This is a genomic window from Neisseria sp. 83E34 (assembly GCF_001308015.1).
Lineage (GTDB): Bacteria > Pseudomonadota > Gammaproteobacteria > Burkholderiales > Neisseriaceae > Neisseria.
Genome location: NZ_LGYH01000026.1, coordinates 1 through 2,217, shown reverse-complemented (window position 1 = coordinate 2,217; position 2,217 = coordinate 1). Strand labels below are relative to the sequence as shown.

The 2,217-nt window shown below is 43.8% G+C and carries 2 protein-coding genes; both read left to right on the top strand.

The genetic code is table 11. The annotated features are described in order from the left end of the window. Positions 1-1,562: RHS repeat domain-containing protein (locus tag AKG09_RS11460; protein ID WP_082392058.1), on the top strand; the 1,562-nt coding region annotated here is incomplete at its 5' end. Positions 1,563-1,598: 36 nt separating this feature from the next. Beyond that, on the top strand, positions 1,599-1,985 hold the full coding sequence (locus tag AKG09_RS11455) for a hypothetical protein (RefSeq protein ID WP_054619552.1): 387 nt from the start codon (positions 1,599-1,601) through the stop codon (positions 1,983-1,985). Positions 1,986-2,217: the final 232 nt, after the last annotated feature.

Sequence of the window (2,217 nt, the reverse complement as noted above, 5' to 3'; positions counted from 1 at the left end):
TCATCAGCGACATCGAACGCGATAAACTGCATCAGGAAATCCAAAGAACCCAAGGCGCCTTAACCAGCCGCTACGACTACGACCCGATGGGCCGTCTGAAACACCAAACCGCCACCGCCAACCGCACTTTGCAGCACAACGGCAAACTCAATACCCTGGTCGGCGGCGCAGTGCGCCGAAGCTACCGCTACGACAAAGCCGGCAACCTGATTCAAACCGCCGACCAACGCAGCGGCGTATTGGATTACGTGTACGACAAACTCGGGCGGATCGAAAGCGCCGTCAACAAACAAACCGGCCACAGCGAAAAGTTCGCCTTCGACCCCGCGCACAATATTTTGTCTGATAAGGTTTCAGACGGCCTCAAAGACACCAAAGGCCTGTCTGAACACCTTTCAGACAGGCATCACACAGGCCGTCTGAAAGGCCGCAACATCGGCAAGGGCAACCGCCTCGAAGTATACAACGGTACCGAATACACCTACGACGCCTTGGGCAATATGATTTACCGCCAACTGCCCAACGGCGAGAGCCAGTTGTTCCAATACGATACCGAAAACCAACTCGTATTGGCCGAAATCAAAAAGAACAGCGGCGAAAGCCAAACGTGGGAATACGCCTACGACCCCTTCGGCAGACGCTTAAGCAAAGAACGAACCGATAAAGGCGCCTTAACCGCTACCGCGCCGAAACAAACCCATTTCGTGTGGGACGGAACAAGACTGCTGCAAGAATATAACTACCGCGGCAGCTACAGCTACATTTACACCGACCAAGATTCTTACGAACCCTTAGCCCAAGTCTTTGATAACCACAAAGACCGACAACAATATCTTTTTTATTTCCATAACAATCAAATTGGCACGCCCCACGAGATGACCGATATCCACGGCAATTTGCTGTGGTACGGCAGTTACTCGGCTTGGGGTTCGTTATCTTCGGAAAACAAAATCTATCCGAATATTCATCAGCCTTTCCGTTTACAGAATCAATATTTTGATGCTGAAACGGGGCTTCATTACAATCTGATGCGTTACTATGAGCCGGATACGGGTAGGTTTGTGAATCAGGATCCGATTGGGTTGTTGGGTGGGGGTAATCTTTATTGGTTTGCGCCAAATGCTCAAGGTTGGGTAGACTGGCTAGGTCTTCAATTACAAAATTACGTATTCCCTCCTCATCAAGTTATTAGTCAAGTAACTATTGAAATGCAAGGAAGTAGAGGAAGGGATTTTCTTGCGGCAAATGAATTAGCCGGTTTAAATGGTAAACGTGGTTCTCCTACTAGGGAGGCACATAAATTGGTATATGGAGATGTTACATGGCATCATGTAGATTATGATCCAATAACAAATAAAGCTACTATGCAATTGGTTACTCGTAAAGACCATGAGGCATCTTTGCCACACAGAGGATCTGTAAAAGATTTTGAAGATGCTCATGGAGTTACATATGGGTCGACACAAGCTAAAAATAAGGCCCAACAATTAAATAGGAAAAATCGACTAGTAAGGTTGAGGAATATGTTGCAATCTTTATTAAATAAAAAATGCTCTAGTTAATGGTTATTAAATTGATTTTAATTGATGGGAAATATTATGAAAGTATCTGATTTAAAATTCGAAGACTTTGAAACTGAAATTACTATTCCAGAGGAAACAAATGAAATTACATTGGTTATATCCGATGGTTTGGATTCTGCATATGAGCTACTAAGTAGAGAATTTAAAGATAGAATTGTTAATTTTATTAATAATTCTGCTTCTTGGTATCCAATAGCTCATGAAAGGATTAATCAAGAATTTTCTAGTAGTATAGATTCCAAATTACTAAGTGTTTATATTCTATCTGAAATGTCAGATTCTACTTTAATTTTTGGACTAGAATATCATATAGAAGAAGATAGGGAGCATGGAAGAGGGATAAAAATAACAGAAAATATGGAAATCATTGAATATGGTCTTGGTGATGTGGCTATTTGCTAGCAAGCATAGGTTGGGTTGCAAAACCCAACAAAAACCGCAGACTTAGACTAAAACCTTTCAGACGGCCTCCTGTTCTTTAACAATTTAAACTTGCTCATGGCGGTACCCGTTTGTGGTTCGCCGAAGTCGACGAAGGCGACGGCATTTACCAGCTCATCGCCCAACTCGACCGCAACCATCACCACATCCGCCTTTGCTACGGCGACAACGGACTGCCGCACAGCGTTTACGA

Coding starts and splice junctions, on each gene's coding strand:
- AKG09_RS11455 (WP_054619552.1), top strand. CDS start 1,599: ATGAAAGTATCTGATTTAAAATTCGAAGACTTTGAAACTGAAATTACT.